The following is a 14502-nucleotide window of genomic DNA, read 5'->3' as shown; positions in this document are numbered from 1 at the left end:
TTGGGCCGGTCGGCGATCCTCCTCGGCAGCAAGGGCGTTGAACCCGCCACTTTTCGGGCAAGAGTTCCTCTCGTACAGCCATCATCCGATATGGCCGACCCGAGGAAGTCCCAGGAAGGAGGAGGCATGCGGACACAGCACATACCGCTCGACGCCACCGGACCGCCGGCCACGGCCACCTTCGACAAGAGTCCCGAAGCGGTGGCCGACGCGCGGGCGCTCACCCGCGGCTTCGTCGAAGGACTCGTCCCCACCGTGGACGAGCAGCACGCGGCCGGAGTCGAGCTCGTCGTCTCCGAACTCATCACCAACGTGGTGCGCCACGCCCGCGGCGCCCTGTGCTCACTGCGCCTGCAGGCGCGGGCCGACACCATCACGGTCGCCGTCTCCGACGCGGACCCGCGCCCGCCCCGCGAACGCGCGCCCGACCTTCAAGGCGGTACGGGCGGCTTCGGCTGGCCCATGGTCCACCAGCTGGCCAGAGCCGTGGGCGTCACGCTCGGCCCGACCGGCAAGACCATACGGGCGGAGCTGGCGAGGTAGTACCCGGCAGGTCGCGCCGCGGCCGTACGGACCGGAAGGCAGCCGATGCACCCCGCCCGGTCCCCGCGGGGCCCGGTAGCCTCGCGATCATGTTCATTCTCGAATTGACCTACACCGCACCGCTCTCCGCCGTCGACGAACAGCTGGCCGCCCACGTCGACTGGCTCGACCAGCAGTACGAGGCCGGCCTCTTCATCGCCTCCGGCCGCAAGAACCCGCGCGACGGCGGTGTCATCCTCGCCGTCGCGGACGACCGCGCGCGGATCGAGAAGCTCCTCGCCACGGACCCGTTCACGGTGGCGGGGGTGTGCGAGTACCGCGTCACCGAGTTCCACGCGACGAAGACGGCACCGGCCCTCGCCGCGTACCGCGAGGAACTGCCCGCCTAGGCCGTGTGCGGGGCCGGTCTCAGTCTCGCTCCAGGCGGGCGACGCGGCCCTTCTCCCCCGCGGCCCAGCAGCCGCCGTCCGGGGCGCAGTCCACGGTGTCGTACGACCCCGTGTCGACCGTCCGCCAGCTGCCGCCCGCGTCCGTCGTGACGTCGGTGCCCGTCGGGCCGACCGCGAGGGCCGTGGAGCGGCTGTGCGGGAGCCACGTCACGCCCGAGCGGTAGGCGGGCGGCGGGCGCCCGGCCGGGTCCCAGCGGCGGCCCCCGTCCCGGGTCACCGCCGCCGCCCTCGGCGAGGCCTGGTCCGCGCGGTAGTCGCCGCCGACCGCGATGCCGTGCGCGCGGTCGCGGAAGGCGAGCCCGAAGACGCCGCGGGCCGGGTCGCCCGCCGGGACGGTCGCGTCGGTGGCCGTCCAGGTCAGTCCGCGGTCGGCGGAGTGCAGGACGCGTGCGCGCGCCGCCCCGCCGGTGGCCAGCCACACGTCGCGCGGCCCCGAGCTCACCAGGCACTGGCCGCTCGCCGCGAAGCTCGCCTCGCCGTCCTGCGCGGCGGGCATGCCGGCGTTCGGCAGCACCTTCCAGGAACGGCCGCCGTCAGCGGTGGAGAGAACGCGGTACTTGCCGCCGACCGGGTCGCTCACGGCCAGGCCGTGGCGGCGGTCGAAGAAGGTCATGCAGTCGTAGAAGGCCTTGGCGTCGGTGTTGCGGAAGGACTCCGTCCAGGTCGCGCCGCCGTCCTCGGTGCGCAGCACCCGCGAGGCCTCGCCCTCCCCGATGGCGAGCACCACGGCGCGGCGGCCGTCGAAGGCCTCGATATCGCGGAACTCCAGATCGGCGGCGCCGGGCGGGGAGACTTCACGCCAGGTCCTGCCGCCGTTCGATGTACGCAGCACGGTTCCCTTGGTCCCTGCCACCCAGGCGGCGTCGCGGCTGACGGCCGCGAGGCCCCGGAAGCGGGCGTCGGTACCGTTCTCCTTGAGCTGCCAGCGCGGACCGCGGTCCGGGCGGTGTGCGGGACCGTCCGCCTGCGCGGTGCCTGGCGCCGCGAGGACGGCCCCGGCGAGCGCCGCGCCGCAGAGTCCCGTGAGTATCGTCCGTCTCATCGCCTTCGTCTTCCCCATGCCCCTCATGGCGGGCGAAGCTAGCCGACGCGCGGGGGCTCGTCCAGATGGCCTGAAGGTGTCCCCCGTGGGGCGGGCTCCGGGAACCGCGGGCGCCGCCACGGTGTCGCGGTGACAGAGGTCACTCACTCCGACCCGCCCTCCATGTGCACGGATCCCGTCGTTTCGTCGTCTAGTCAGGTGCCGACCCCAGTCGTCCAGCAGTCAGTGAGGGAGCAGGCGTTGTCCACCGTCATCGAGCAAGCCGTAGAGGCCCGCCTCGTCGCCGCCGCGCCGCGGATGTCGACCATTCCCGCCACCCTCCACTACGACCGGCGCGACCCCTTCGCGGTCCGGATGAGCTTCCCCGCGCCCGCGACCCTGGAGGGCATCGAGGTCTACTGGACCTTCGCCCGCGAACTGCTCACGCACGGCGTGGAGCGGGCGGTCGGCGACGGCGACGTGCGCGTGCGGCCCTACGGCCACGACCGTACGGTCGTGGAGTTCCACGCCCCCGAGGGCACCGCGATCGTCCACGTCCGCACCGGGGACCTGCGCCGCTTCCTGCACAGCACGACGGCGCTTGTGCCGGTCGGCCAGGAGCACCGCCACGTCGATCTGGACCAGGATCTGGCGGAGCTGATGCGGGACGCCTGCTGAGGCGCTGGGGCCGGCCCCGGCCGCCGTCGCTGTCGTGCGTCGCGCCGCACTGTCGTGCGCCACGGCCTTCACGACAAGGCGCCTTCACGATAAAGCGTTGACACGGCCCGAAGGGGCTCCTACGGTGTACAGCGGTTCTGTTGCCGTCGACAGGAGTAGGACGTTGCTCGTCTGAGGTCATGAGACACCGCGTCACGCAGCTTTTCGCTGCCGTGTACGTCGCGTGCGACCTCGGCATACGAGCCGTCCCGTCCCCCGGCGCAGGCCTTTTTTCATTTTCCGGCCTCACACCTCCGCCGCGGTGTCTCCCACGCGTTGTCCCCGACCACGCTGCACACCACGCGACCGTGAGGCCTGTATGTCTACTTCCCCCACCTCCATCTCCTGCACCTCGCTCTCCTTCGCCTGGGCCGACGGCACCGGCGTCTTCGACGGGCTGCAGGTGACCTTCGGACCCGGCAGGTCCGGGCTCATCGGCGTCAACGGGTCAGGAAAATCAACCCTGTTGAAGCTGATCGCCGGTGAGCTGACGCCCGCCGAGGGCGCCGTGCGCGTCGTCGGCGAGGTCGGCTACCTGCCGCAGAACGTCACCCTCGACACCGGCCTGCGCGTCGAGGAGGTGCTCGGCATCGCCGCGACCCGCGCCGCGCTGCACGCCATCGAGGCCGGTGACGTGCGCGAGGAGCACTTCACGACGGTCGGCGACGACTGGGACGTCGAGGAGCGCGCCCTCGCCACCCTCGATCAGCTCGGCCTCGGCCACATCGGCCTCGACCGCACCACGGGCGAGGTGTCCGGCGGCGAGTCGGTGCTGCTGCGGCTGGCCGCGCTGCTGCTGCGCCGCCCCGACGTACTGCTGCTCGACGAGCCGACCAACAACCTCGACCTGTACGCGCGACGGCGCCTGTACGCGGCCGTCGAGGCGTGGTCCGGAGTCCTGGTCGTGGTCAGCCACGACCGCGGGCTCCTCGACCTCGTCGACCAGATCGCCGATCTGCGGGACGGTGAGGTCAGTTGGTACGGGGGCAACTTCAGCGCGTACGAAGAGGCCCTCGCCACCGAGCAGGAGGCGGCGGAGCGCATGGTGCGCGTCGCCGAGTCCGACCTGAAGAAGCAGAAGCGCGATCTGGCCGACGCCCAGGTCAAGTTGGCCCGCCGCAAGCGGTACGGCCAGAAGATCCAGGACAGCAGGAGCCAGCCGAAGATCCTCGTCGGGGCGCGCAAGCGGGCCGCCCAGGAGTCGGCAGGCAAGCACCGCGTCATGCACGAGGAGAAGCTCGCCGAGGCCAAGGAGCGCCTGGACGACGCCGTCGAGGCGGTGCGCGACGACGACGAGATCCGCGTCGATCTGCCGCACACCCTGGTCCACCCGGGGCGCACCGTGCTCACCCTGAGCGGGCTCCAACTGCGCTACGGGGCGCGGGTGATGAAGGAGTTCGAACTGCGCGGCCCGGAACGGATCGCGCTGATCGGGCGCAACGGCGCGGGCAAGACCACGCTGCTGCGCACCATCGCCGGGGAGCTGGAGCCCGTCTCCGGCGAGGCGCGCGCCCACGTGCCGGCACGCTTCCTGCCGCAGCGCCTCGACGTGCTCGACGGCGAGCTGACCGTCGCCGAGAACGTGGCGGCGTACGCTCCCGACGCGACCAACAACCGCGTCCGGGCACGGCTGGCCCGCTTCCTGTTCAAGGGGGCAAAGGCCGATCAGCGGGCGGCGACGCTGTCCGGCGGCGAGCGGTTTCGCGCGACGCTCGCGGCGCTGCTGCTCGCGGAGCCCGCGCCGCGGCTCCTGATGCTCGACGAGCCGACGAACAACCTCGACATGGCGAGCGTGAAGCAGCTCTCGACGGCCCTTGAGTCGTACGAGGGCGCACTGATCGTGGCCAGTCACGACCTGCCGTTCCTGGAGTCCATCGGCATCACGCGGTGGCTTCTCCTGGACGGGGAACTGAAGGAGATCACTCAGGAAAAGAAGACAGAAGCTGTCGGGTATTCCGCCTAGCTTCGGATGCATGCACCAGGACACACACCAGGGAACACACCCGTACATCACCATCGAAGGGGCCCGGGAGAACAACCTCAAGGAGGTGAGCCTGCGCATTCCGAAGGGCAGGCTCACCGTCTTCACGGGGGTGTCAGGGTCCGGGAAGTCGTCGGTCGTCTTCGACACGATCGCGGTGGAGTCGCAGCGCCAGCTGAACGAGACCTTCACCTGGTTCGTCCGCAACCGGCTGCCGAAGTACGAGCGGCCGCACGCGGACGCCATCGAGGAGCTCTCCCCCGCGATCGTCGTCGACCAGCGGCCGATCGGCGGCCACTCGCGCTCCACCGTGGGCACGATGACGGACATCTACTCCGTGATCCGCGTGCTGTTCTCCCGGTACGGCACGCCGAGCGCGGGCCCGGCGACGGCATACTCGTTCAACGACCCGGCCGGCATGTGCACCGAGTGCGACGGCCTCGGCCGCACCGTGCGCCCCGACTACGACCGCCTCCTCGACCCCGCCAGGTCCCTGGCGGACGGCGCGATCCTCTTCCCGCCGTTCGCCGCGGGAACCTGGCAGGGCCAGACCTACACCAACACCACCGATCTGGACCCGCACAAGCCGGTCGGCCGGTTCACCGAAGCGGAGCGGCGGTTCCTGCTGCGCGGCAACGGCCGCAAGAGGAAGGTCAGCGTCGGCAACACGGGCGGCGCGCGGGACATCGACTACGAGGGGCTCGCCGACCGCTTCGAACGGCTCTACCTCAACCGCGACCTGTCGACGCTCTCCCAGAGGACCCGCGACCTGGTGCAGGGGTTCCTGAACGAGGGCCCCTGCCCCGCCTGCCGCGGCGCCCGGCTCAACCCGGCGGCGCTCGCCACCCGCGTGGGCGGCCTCGGCATAGCGGACTGCACCCGGATGGAAGTCACGGACCTGATCGGGGAGTTGGACCGCATCGACGACGCGGTGGCGGGGCCGATCGCGCGCGCCGCCGTCGCGGCCCTCGAACGGATCGAGGCTATCGGCCTCGGCTACCTCAGCCTGGACCGCGAGACGTCCACGCTCTCCGGCGGCGAGGGGCAGCGCCTGAAGATGGTCCGCCACCTCGGCTCCAGCCTCACCGGCATGACGTACATCTTCGACGAGCCGAGCGTCGGGCTGCACCCGCGCGACGTGGGACGCCTGAACGACCTCCTGCTGCGGCTGCGCGACAAGGGCAACACCGTCCTGGTCGTCGAGCACGACCCGGACGTCATCGCGGTCGCCGACCACGTCGTCGACATGGGCCCGGCGGCCGGTGCCGGCGGCGGTCTCGTCGTCTTCGAGGGCACCCCCGACGAGCTGCGCCGCGCCGACACCCTCACCGGACGCCACCTGCGGCGCACGACCGGCGTCAAGGAGCGCCCGCGCGAGGCGACCGGCGGCCACTGGATCGAGGGCGCCGATCTGCACAACCTCAAGAACGTGAGCGTGCGGGTGCCGACCGGGGTGCTCACGGCGGTCACCGGCGTCGCCGGTTCCGGCAAGAGCACGCTGGTGTCGAAGGCGTTCACCGCGGCGCACCCGGACGCCGTCGTCGTGGACCAGTCGTCCATCGGCATCTCGGGCCGCTCCACCCCGGCGACGTATCTCGGGATCATGGACACGGTGCGGGGGCTCTTCGCGCGGGAGACCGGCGCGAAGGCGGGTCTGTTCAGCTTCAACTCCCACGGCGCGTGCGAGCGTTGCCAGGGGCGCGGGATCATCTACAGCGATCTGGCGTTCATGGACCCGGTGACCACGACGTGCGAGGCGTGCGAGGGGCGCCGCTTCAAGGACGAGGTGCTGCGGCTCACCGTGGACGGCCGGTCCGTCGCGGACGTCCTGGAGATGACAGCCGGGCAGGCCCTGGACTTCTTCGAGCGTTTCGACGACCCTGCGGTACGCCGCCGGCTGCGGGCCCTGCGCGACGTCGGCCTGACCTACCTCGCGCTCGGGCAGCCGCTGAGCACCCTCTCCGGCGGCGAGCGCCAGCGCATCAAGCTGGCCACCCAGCTGCACCGCACGGGCACGACGTACGTCCTGGACGAGCCGACCACCGGTCTGCACATGGCGGACGTCGACGGGCTGCTCGCCCTTCTCGACCGGCTCGTCGACGCGGGCAACACGGTGCTTGTCGTCGAGCACAACCTCGACGTCGTCAAGCACGCGGACTGGGTGATCGACCTCGGCCCCGACGGCGGCAAGCACGGCGGACGGGTCGTGTTCGAGGGGACGCCCGCGCAGCTCCTGGGCGCCGGGGGATCGTTCACGGCGGAGCATCTGCGCGGCGCGCCGGGCCTGGCCCGGGAGCGCGCCGCATGACGTGCGGCACGGCCCGGCCCCTCGCGCGGAGAGCCGGTCGAAGCCGACAGGCCGTGTGACGTCCCTCTCAGTGTCGCCGCGCGAACCGGGCGCCTGACCAGCAATGAGGCGGTTGTTGCCCTGGTGACGGGTGGGGCCCGGTCTCACAGGCTCTTTACGGCGGGTTTAACCTACGGCAACGTAACCTACGACACCGTAGGTAGTGCACCGCTCGCATTGCCGTAAGACACTCCCGTCCCCCTTCTGGAGCCCACGTGACGATCACCTCTCCCCACCTCGGCAGCACGGACAGCTGGACCGACGCCCGGTTGCTGTACGCGCTGGAGGAAGTGGTCGAGCAGGAACTCAATCGCCACCTCAAGGTGGCCAAGGACTGGATGCCCCACGAGTACGTCCCGTTCTCCGACGCCCGCAACTTCCCCGGCATCTTCGAGGACGGCGAGGCGTGGGAGAAGGGCCAGTCCCCGGTCACCGACATCGGTCGCATCGCCCTGGTGGTCAACCTGCTCACCGAGGACAACCTCCCCAGCTACCACCACGAGATCGCCTCCCTCTTCGGCCGCGACGGCGCCTGGGGCACCTGGGTGCACCGCTGGACGGCCGAGGAGGGCCGCCACGGCATCGTGATGCGCGACTACCTCCTCGCCTCGCGCGCCGTCGACCCGGACCAGCTGGAGCAGTTCCGGATGGCGCACATGAGCGAGGGCTTCGAGTCGGACAACCGCCACTCGATGCTGCACTCCGTCGCGTACGTCGCCTTCCAGGAGCTGGCGACCCGCATCTCGCACCGCAACACCGGACACCAGTCCGGCGACCCGGTCTGCGACCGCATGCTGGCGCGCATCGCCACCGACGAGAACCTCCACATGGTCTTCTACCGGAACCTGCTGAAGGCCGCCTTCGAGCTCGCGCCCGACCTGACGATGCAGGCCGTGCGGGACGTCGTGGTCAACTTCCGGATGCCGGGACACGGCATGCCGGGCTTCGAGCGGGCCGCCGCGCAGATGGCCATCGGCGAGGTCTACAACATGCGCATCCACCACGACGACGTGCTCCAGCCCGTGCTGCGCTTCCTGAAGGTCCTGGAGATCGACGGCCTCGGCCCCGAGGGGCTCAAGGCCCAGGAGGAGCTGGGCTTCTTCATGAACGGTCTCGACGCGGAGGCCTCGAAGTTCGACGAGAGGCTGGCCGCCCGCAAGGCGCGGATGGCGGCGCGCGGCGCCTGACCTCACAGGTGCGGAGGTGCGGGGACGGGGCGGCCGGATTCGCATCGGCGTGTTCCGGTTCTGGAGGCCGGTGCGACGTCCACGTCCCCGCTCACCACGCCGCCTCCCGGTAGTCCTTGAGGAAGACGCCCGAGACGGGATCGCCCGCCTCGCCGCGCACGATCGGGTCGTAGATGCGGGCCGCGCCGTCCACCACGTCGAGGGGCGTGCGGGAACCCGCTCCCGCGATGCGGTCCTTCTTGGGCGCCGGGTTCTCGTCCGTGATCCAGCCGGTGTCGACGGCGCACATGTGCACACCCTGCTCGGCGAGTTCGGCGGCGCTGGTGCGGGTGAGCATGTTCAGGGCGGCCTTCGCCATGTTCGTGTGGGGGTGCCCGCCCAGCTTGTTGCGCACGGCGAAGCGGCCCTCGACCGCCGTCACGTTCACGATGTACGTGCGGGGGTGCGGCGAGGCCAGCAGCAGGGGCAGCAGCCGGTCGCAGAGCAGGGCCGGGGCGAGCGCGTTGACGAGCTGGGTCTCCAGGACCTCCGCGGGGTCGAGGGCACCGAGCCGGGCGGACCAGGAGTTCTCCGGCGAGAGGTCGGGCAGCAGGCCCGCCTCGTCCGCGTCACGTGACAACCCCGTCCCCTCGGCGTCGCGCAGCACGAGGGCGAGCGCCCCCTGTCCCGCGGAGTGGGCTTCCGTCCGCATCGGCCGGAAGCCGGGGGCGCTGCGGGCGAGCGCGGGCAGCTCCGCCGCCTCGCCCGCCGCGAGCGCCGCGTACGATCCGGGCGGCCTGCGGACCGTCTGGGCCGCGTTGTTGACGAGGATGTCGAGCGGTTCGCCCGCCTCGCGCAACTCCTCGCACAGGCCGAGTACTTGGCGCGGGTCGCGCAGGTCGACGGCGAGCACGGTGAGGCGGTCCAGCCAGGCCCCGCTGCCCGGTACCGCGCGAAAGCGCCGCTCGGTGTCGTGCGGGAAGCGGCTGGTGACGACGAGGTCGGCGCCGTCGCGCAGCAGCATCAGGGCCAGCTGGAAGCCGATCTTCACGCGGCCCCCGGTGAGCAGCGCGCGGCGCCCGCGGAGATCCGTGGTGAGGGCGCGCCGGGCGCGGTTGTCGGCGGCGCAGTCCGGACAGAGCCGGTGGTAGAAGGAGTCGACCTGTCGATACGACGTCTTGCAGACGTAGCAGGGGCGGGGGCGCAGGAACGTACCGCCCGTGCCCTCGGCGACCAGCGGCGCGTCCTCTCGGCGGTCACCCGCGCCGGTCGCGGTGGCGGCCATGGCCGCGGCGTCGGCGGCGGACAGTTCGGCGCCGCGCGCCTTGCGTCTGCGCAGCCGCCCGTCGCGGGCGAAGGACGCGGCGACCTGCTCGGCGCGCAGCCGCACCGGGTCGTCGACGGGCAGTTCCCGCAGTCTGCCGACCACGTCGTGGAAGGCCGCGAGGTCCCGCTCGCTGATCCCGCCGCTCTGACCCATGCGCCCCGCCCCGCGTGTTCCGTTCCCGTGGTCCCGGCCGGATTCGAACCGGCGTATCCGCCCTGGAAAGGCGGCGAGTCTGCCTCTGCTCTACAGGACCCCCCGTCACACGCCTCGCGTGCGACCCCAGGATCGTAACGGTGGCCGCGCGCCTGTGTCGCATCGATTTACGACCGCCCCCTGCGGTGCAACTGTGGGCGAGGGGGTGAACCCATGGCGCAGACCCATGAGTGGATGTTCTACGAGGTCATGTGGCGCAGCTGGGCGGGCAGGGCGCAGGTGCCCTATCCCGTGCCGTGGTGGGCGCAGCAGGCCTTCCGGCGCTGGAGCGACGACTTCGACTCCGGCACGTACGAATCGAAGGAGGCCGCGCTGGCCTCCAACGCCCTCTACCGCTACTGGCACATGGTGGGCGTGAAGGACCACCGCCAGGAGTCCCTGATCGGCCAGGCCGGGGAGATCGAGCCGGTCTACGACAAGTACTGCCTGCTCTTCTTCCTGTACGACCCGGCGACGGGAGCCCTGCACCTGCCGCAGCTCGCCGAGGGCGGCACGGTGGCGCAGCGCATGGAGGCCCCGCATCTGCCGGTCGTCCTCACGGACTTCCGCACGCCGGACGGCGTCGCGCTCGTGCAGCGCACCTTCGCGACGACCGTGGGCGCGCGGCAGCGCGATCTGGTGGTGACCCGGCTGACGGTGGGCAGCGCGACCGGGCAGCCGCGCGAGGGCTGGCTGTGCGCGGCGGTCATGCCGACGGGTCCGAGCGGCTTCCAGCGGCACGACCGCAACGGGCGGCAGATCACCGACCGGAGGCTGACGTTCCTGCGTCATCTTCCGGCGGAGAACCGGGTGGAGACCAACAGCGGCTGGGGTCCGGTGTTCGACACCGCTCCCGAGCAGTACGGGGTGTACGGCAACCCCGATTTCAGCTACGACCCCGCCGCGTACCTGGCGCACAGTCCGTTCCACGACCTGGTGATGGGCGGCAAGCTGAACGGCGCCGGACAGGCGCAGGACCAGATCGCGGGGTTGTGCAGCGCGGCGTTCGCCTGGCCGTTCCGGGTCATCGACGACGAGGTGTTCGAGCTGGATGTGCGGCTGCCCGTCGATCTGTACAGCGGGGCCGACGACCTGGCCGAGATCAGGGCGACACCGGCCGCCGACCTGGAAGAGGCCAACCGGGCGTTCTGGACGTCGAAACTGCTCGGCCAGGGCGTGCAGCCCGAACTGCCGCGCCCCGTCGTGCACTTGACGGACCTCTTCCGCGAGTCCCGCGCCCAGCTGCTCATCCTCTCCGACCAGGGGGAGATCCACCCCGGCCCCACGGTCTACGACTCGTTCTGGATCCGTGACTCTTCCGTCGAGGCCACGGCCTGCTCGCTGGTGGGTGACGGCGCGCTCGCCGAGCATCAGCTCGGCACGCACTACCCGCTGAAGTTCAACCGCGGCACGGGCCGGATCGGTCCGTGCGCCGAGTACGGGTTCTACGGCGGCCCGCACGAGCGTGACGACCGCGAGTGGGACAGCAACGGGCAGGCGCTCTGGGCGATCGGCCGCTTCGACCGCACGAAGGGCCGGGCCGCCGCGTTCGGCGCGAAGCTCTACACGCCGTACGTCGCCGACGGCGCCCGGTGGCTGCGCGACAACCGTGACCAGTACGGCCTGCTGCACAGCGGCTGGAGCGCCGAGCACCTGGGCGAGCGCGACAAGCCGCACTACTGGGACGACCTGTGGGCGCTGGCCGGCCTGTACGAGGCGGCGCGGCTCGCGGAGCGCATCGGATCGCCGGACGTACCCGAACTGTGGGCCGCCTTCGACGACGTGAAGCGCGCGACGGCGGCCTCGATCCGCTGGGTCCTGGCGGAGCAGCGCGGGCGCGGGGCCTGGGAGACGTACATCCCGACCGGGCCGGGCGACGTGGGCCGGCTCGACTCGACGATGATCGGTGCCGCGGCCTTCTTCCATCCGCTGCGCCTGCACATGGGCAGCAAGCTGGGCCCGGACATCGACGCGGCGGCACGCTGCACGCTCGACACCATGTACGCCCGTTTCGTGTCGGGCGGCTACCGGCACGAGGCCGCGTGGAACGCCTACGGGCCCTACCTCACCCTGCAGTTGGCGCACGCGTACCTGCTCGCGGGCGATCCGGCGCGGATGGACGCGCTCCTCGACTGGACGGTACGGGCGTCCTTCCCCCGCACGCAGGAGCGGGCGGTCGCGCTCGGCGCGTGGAACGAGCAGCACGCCTTCACCGTCGCCTCCGACTTCCACGAGGTGCCGTCCCGGCACTGGTACATGGGCGACATCCCGCACGGCTGGGCCGCCGCCGAGTACCTGCTCCTGATCCGCGACATCCTGCTCTTCGAGGCGGACGAGGACCACGACCCGCACCTGTACATCGCGCCGGGCGTCCGCCCCCACTGGGTACCCGACGGTGAGACGGTGGCCGTCGACTCGGCGCCGACACTGTTCGGCGAGCCCTTCGGCTACCGGCTCACGCACGACACCGACCGACGGTCCGTGACGGTGGAGGTCACCCAGGCGCCGGGCGGGGTGCGATACGTGTACCCGTGCCGGTTCGGACCCGTCAGGTCGGTGTCGGCGGACGACCGGGAACTACCGGTGACCGGCGACGACGTGCAGGTGCCCGCCGGGACGCGGCGGTTCGTCGTGACGTACGGCTGAGGGAGGAACCCGAGCGGCAGCGCGAAGTGCTCCGAGAGAGCGCACCAAATCCCGAAAATTGGACATTCACACCTCTGGGCCGATTCTGGTCTGGTGGGTCCGCATCACGGGGCCTAGCGTCTGCCCCTGCCGGTTGCGCTTCACTGCCCATACCGGCTGCCTGCCCATCTCAGAGCAGGCGCCCCTCCCTATCTACGGGGGGCACAGTGAACATCTACAGGGGGCACAGTGAACATGCATCCGCTCTTGGCGAGACGCACACCTCACATCCGCGCCGCACTTGCGATGGCAGCGGGCTTCGTACTGGTCGGTGCCGGCGCGGCCGGAGCCTCCACACCCCCGACGCCCTCCCTGGGGCGTGACGCCGTCACCGTCCACGCCGGCGCCGCCCACCCCGACAGCACCGGCGCCATCAAGAACCTCAACACCGGGCGGTGCATCGACGACAGCGGCGCGTACGGGCTGCGCGCCTTCGGCTGCAACGGCCTCAACTACCAGTACTGGGCCATGACCGGTCAGTCCAACGGCAACTGGGTCCTGAAGAACGGCAACACCGGGCGCTGCATCGACGACAGCGGCGCGTACGGGCTGCGCTCGTTCGGCTGCAACGGCCTCAACTACCAGCGGTGGGCTCTCTACCGCAACGGCAACGGCAGCTTCACCTTCAAGAACGAGAACACCGGGCGGTGCATCGACGACAGCGGCGCGTACGGGCTGCGCGCCTTCGGCTGCAACGGCCTCAATTATCAGCAGTTCGCCGGTCAGTAGACGCACGTGAGCGAGCCGGACACCGATGTCCCACGCGATGTCCGGCTCGCTGGCGCAAACTTCCGTTGGGCTTCAGCCCAGGGGGACGCGCTCTCAAGCCCGGGGTTCGCGTCTGAGGGCGTACCGCTCCTTTTCGGAGAGGCCGCCCCAGACTCCGAAGCGCTCGTCGTTGTTCAGCGCGTACTCCAGGCAGGCCGAGCGCATCTCGCACATCTGGCAGATGTCCTTCGCCTCGCGCACCGAACTACCGGGCTCGGGGAAGAAGAAGTCGGCTCCTGTCTGGGCGCACAGCGCCTGCTCCTGCCAGGCGAGTTCCGGCTCGGCTGTCATGTCGATCTGCATGCCACCGATGGTGTCCCACCGCGCGAAACAAGCAATCAACGATTGATCAACGCACGGTTCCCCGGCCCGCCCTACTCCCCGGCAGCGGCCGGCTGAAGCACCGCGAACCGCGCACCCGCCGGATCCGCGAACTTGGCGAAGCGGCCCACGCCCTCCATGTCGACCGGCTCCATCCGGACCGTGCCGCCGCCCTGCCGCGCCTTCTCGGCCACGGCGTCACAGTCGTCCACCTGGAAGTACGGCAGCCAGTAGGGGCCCGATTCCGCCTCGGCGGGGTCGGCCGCGAGCGGTACCACGCCGCCGAACATGTCGTCCGGCGTGCCGTCCGCGGGATGCACCATCGTGTAGCTCCCGCCGGGGAAGGCCGCCTCGGTGGTCTGCCAGCCGAACACCGCGCCGTAGAACGCGACGGCCGCGGGGACGTCCGGTGTGTACAGCTCGGTCCAGACCAGGCTGCCCGGTTCGTTCAGGACATCGAGGCCCTTGAGCTCTCCCTGCTGCCACACCGCGAACGCGGCGCCCGCGGGGTCGGCGAGGCCCGCCATGCGGCCGAGGTCGAGTACGTCGACGGCTCCGAAGAGCGTGCTGCCGCCGGCCTGCTCGACCGCCTTCGCGGTGGCGTCCACCTCCGGTGTGCGGAAGTAGACCGTCCAGGCCGGGGAGCCCTCCTCCGCCGGCAGGGCCATGGCGCCCGCGACGGTCCTGCCGGACAGCTGGTACTGGCTGTAGCCACCTACGTCCTCGCCGCCGCGCTGGAGTTCCCAGCCGAAGAGCGAGCGGTAGAAATCGCCGACACCGCCCAGGTCAGGGGCGCACATGTCCACCCAGACGGGGGCGCCGGTGGTGAAACGGTTGTTGAGCATGATCGACTCCTTTGTCGCATGTCTCCTCCGTTCTTCCGAGTCTGGCACCCGCCACTGACAATCCACCGCTGCCAGGAAGCCGCCGTCGAAGCCGCCGGGAAGCCGTCGTCATTTGATGAAGCGAGAACATTTTTGAGAGC

Annotated in this window: 12 protein-coding genes and 1 tRNA gene; 8 read left to right on the top strand and 5 right to left on the bottom strand. The window is 71.0% G+C overall.

Features of this window, described 5'->3' with window-relative positions; all coding sequences use genetic code 11:
- Positions 1-126: 126 nt before the first annotated feature.
- Positions 127-543 (top strand): ATP-binding protein, encoded by a 417-nt coding sequence (locus tag AC07DI_RS04460; RefSeq protein WP_478902115.1) that lies wholly within the window; start codon positions 127-129, stop codon positions 541-543.
- 89 nt (positions 544-632) lie between these two features.
- The gene (locus AC07DI_RS04455; protein ID WP_384247610.1) at positions 633-932 is read left to right on the top strand and encodes a YciI family protein; all 300 of its coding nucleotides are present in this window, start codon (positions 633-635) and stop codon (positions 930-932) included.
- A gap of 19 nt (positions 933-951) precedes the next feature.
- On the opposite strand, the gene AC07DI_RS04450 is transcribed toward AC07DI_RS04455, so the two are convergent.
- On the bottom strand, positions 952-2034 hold the full coding sequence (locus tag AC07DI_RS04450; RefSeq protein WP_478902113.1) for a WD40/YVTN/BNR-like repeat-containing protein: 1083 nt from the start codon (positions 2032-2034) through the stop codon (positions 952-954).
- Positions 2035-2274: 240 nt separating this feature from the next.
- Here AC07DI_RS04450 and ssgD point away from each other — a divergent pair, with 240 nt between their 5' ends.
- The 4 genes from ssgD to AC07DI_RS04430 all read left to right on the top strand — a co-directional run bounded on the left by ssgD (position 2275) and on the right by AC07DI_RS04430 (position 8245).
- Positions 2275-2691 carry a spore wall synthesis regulator SsgD gene (gene ssgD, locus AC07DI_RS04445; RefSeq protein ID WP_384247613.1) on the top strand — a complete coding sequence of 139 codons (417 nt, stop codon included), beginning with the start codon at positions 2275-2277 and terminating at the stop codon, positions 2689-2691.
- Positions 2692-3049: 358 nt separating this feature from the next.
- On the top strand, positions 3050-4693 hold the full coding sequence (locus AC07DI_RS04440) for an ABC-F family ATP-binding cassette domain-containing protein (RefSeq protein WP_478902111.1): 1644 nt from the start codon (positions 3050-3052) through the stop codon (positions 4691-4693).
- Positions 4694-4703: 10 nt separating this feature from the next.
- Positions 4704-7019, top strand: coding sequence for an ATP-binding cassette domain-containing protein (locus tag AC07DI_RS04435; RefSeq protein WP_478902109.1), 2316 nt, complete (start codon positions 4704-4706; stop codon positions 7017-7019).
- 254 nt (positions 7020-7273) lie between these two features.
- Positions 7274-8245 carry an acyl-ACP desaturase gene (locus AC07DI_RS04430; RefSeq protein ID WP_384247617.1) on the top strand — a complete coding sequence of 324 codons (972 nt, stop codon included), beginning with the start codon at positions 7274-7276 and terminating at the stop codon, positions 8243-8245.
- Between the two features lie 91 nt (positions 8246-8336).
- Here the strand turns inward: AC07DI_RS04430 and AC07DI_RS04425 are convergent, their stop codons facing one another.
- Together AC07DI_RS04425 and AC07DI_RS04420 are read right to left on the bottom strand one after the other, a co-directional pair.
- Complete coding sequence (locus AC07DI_RS04425; protein ID WP_478902107.1) at positions 8337-9704, bottom strand: SDR family oxidoreductase; 1368 nt, start codon at positions 9702-9704, stop codon at positions 8337-8339.
- A 28-nt stretch (positions 9705-9732) separates the two neighbouring features.
- A tRNA-Gly gene (locus AC07DI_RS04420) sits at positions 9733-9804 on the bottom strand.
- Positions 9805-9917: 113 nt separating this feature from the next.
- Here AC07DI_RS04420 and AC07DI_RS04415 point away from each other — a divergent pair.
- Together AC07DI_RS04415 and AC07DI_RS04410 are read left to right on the top strand one after the other, a co-directional pair.
- Entirely contained in the window at positions 9918-12389 is a 2472-nt protein-coding gene (locus tag AC07DI_RS04415; RefSeq protein WP_384247620.1) for a hypothetical protein, read from the top strand.
- A 285-nt stretch (positions 12390-12674) separates the two neighbouring features.
- Complete coding sequence (locus AC07DI_RS04410; RefSeq protein WP_478902105.1) at positions 12675-13157, top strand: RICIN domain-containing protein; 483 nt, start codon at positions 12675-12677, stop codon at positions 13155-13157.
- 93 nt (positions 13158-13250) lie between these two features.
- On the opposite strand, the gene AC07DI_RS04405 is transcribed toward AC07DI_RS04410, so the two are convergent.
- Complete coding sequence (locus tag AC07DI_RS04405) at positions 13251-13499, bottom strand: WhiB family transcriptional regulator (protein WP_384247623.1); 249 nt, start codon at positions 13497-13499, stop codon at positions 13251-13253.
- Positions 13500-13570: 71 nt separating this feature from the next.
- A complete protein-coding gene (locus tag AC07DI_RS04400) occupies positions 13571-14362 on the bottom strand; it encodes a VOC family protein (protein WP_478902103.1) in 792 nt (263 codons plus the stop codon).
- Positions 14363-14502 lie beyond the last annotated feature (140 nt).

This window comes from Streptomyces sp. NPDC044106, assembly GCF_056433985.1.
This window is presented reverse-complemented; position numbering and strand designations above follow the sequence as displayed.

What these genes read in the sequence shown, in the direction of transcription:
- AC07DI_RS04400 (WP_478902103.1), bottom strand. Translation starts at nt 14,362, where the DNA reads ATGCTCAACAACCGTTTCACCACCGGCGCCCCCGTCTGGGTGGACATG.
- AC07DI_RS04450 (WP_478902113.1), bottom strand. Translation starts at nt 2,034, where the DNA reads ATGAGACGGACGATACTCACGGGACTCTGCGGCGCGGCGCTCGCCGGG.
- AC07DI_RS04410 (WP_478902105.1), top strand. Translation starts at nt 12,675, where the DNA reads ATGGCAGCGGGCTTCGTACTGGTCGGTGCCGGCGCGGCCGGAGCCTCC.
- AC07DI_RS04415 (WP_384247620.1), top strand. Translation starts at nt 9,918, where the DNA reads ATGGCGCAGACCCATGAGTGGATGTTCTACGAGGTCATGTGGCGCAGC.
- AC07DI_RS04435 (WP_478902109.1), top strand. Translation starts at nt 4,704, where the DNA reads ATGCACCAGGACACACACCAGGGAACACACCCGTACATCACCATCGAA.
- AC07DI_RS04425 (WP_478902107.1), bottom strand. Translation starts at nt 9,704, where the DNA reads ATGGGTCAGAGCGGCGGGATCAGCGAGCGGGACCTCGCGGCCTTCCAC.
- AC07DI_RS04460 (WP_478902115.1), top strand. Translation starts at nt 127, where the DNA reads ATGCGGACACAGCACATACCGCTCGACGCCACCGGACCGCCGGCCACG.
- AC07DI_RS04405 (WP_384247623.1), bottom strand. Translation starts at nt 13,499, where the DNA reads ATGCAGATCGACATGACAGCCGAGCCGGAACTCGCCTGGCAGGAGCAG.
- AC07DI_RS04440 (WP_478902111.1), top strand. Translation starts at nt 3,050, where the DNA reads ATGTCTACTTCCCCCACCTCCATCTCCTGCACCTCGCTCTCCTTCGCC.
- AC07DI_RS04455 (WP_384247610.1), top strand. Translation starts at nt 633, where the DNA reads ATGTTCATTCTCGAATTGACCTACACCGCACCGCTCTCCGCCGTCGAC.